The sequence below is a fragment of the Arthrobacter sp. Y3225116 genome (assembly GCF_059091245.1).
The window spans coordinates 1-658 of record NZ_JBNHGL010000531.1 but is presented as its reverse complement, the minus strand read 5'-3'; the positions used below and the strand labels follow the sequence as shown (position 1 = coordinate 658).

At 70.7% G+C, this 658-nt stretch carries 2 pseudogenes; one reads left to right on the top strand and one right to left on the bottom strand.

Going from position 1 to position 658, the window contains the following annotated elements:
- Nucleotides 1-435: pseudogene (locus tag AC5RV2_RS18795) on the top strand (glutathione-dependent formaldehyde dehydrogenase); the annotation flags it as partial.
- A gap of 57 nt (nt 436-492) precedes the next feature.
- Here AC5RV2_RS18795 and AC5RV2_RS18790 read toward each other — a convergent pair.
- Nucleotides 493-658: pseudogene (locus AC5RV2_RS18790) on the bottom strand (energy-coupling factor transporter transmembrane component T family protein); the annotation flags it as partial.

Below are 658 nucleotides of genomic sequence, written 5' to 3'. Positions count from 1 at the left end.
GTGGTGGACGCCGTGGGCATGGAGGCGCACGGCTCGCCCGTGGCCGGCGCGGTCCACCAGGCGGTGGGGCTGCTGCCGTCCGCCGTGGGCCGCAAGGCGATGGAGGCAGCGGGGGTGGACAGGCTCGACGCGCTCTACACCGCGATCGACGCCGTCCGGCGCGGCGGCACGATCTCGATCAGCGGCGTGTACGGCGGGATGAAGGACCCCCTGCCGATGCTGACCATGTTCGACAAGCAGCTCCAGCTGAGGATGGGCCAGTGCAACGTGAAGCGGTGGATCGACGATCTGCTGCCGCTGGTCGACCACCCGTCGGACCCGCTGGGCGTGCTCGACCTGGCGACCCACCAGGTTCCGCTGGAGCAGGCGCCGGAGATGTACGAGAAGTTCCAGAAGAAGGAGGACGGCTGCATCAAGGTGGTGCTCAAGCCGTAGTCCTGAACGGTTCGGCGGACCCGGCCGGCATGGATCGCCGGGGTCCGCCGTACCGGTTCACACGAAGATGAAGTTCCAGGTCCCGGCGGCCACCGCGGCAGCGGCGGCTGCGCCGGCGATGACCGCCCCGCCCAGCACCACCCACACATCCACCATGCTGTAGGTGGATTCGCGCGCCCAGGTCCGGGGCCCGGCGCCGAAGCCGCGGGCCTCCATCGCGACG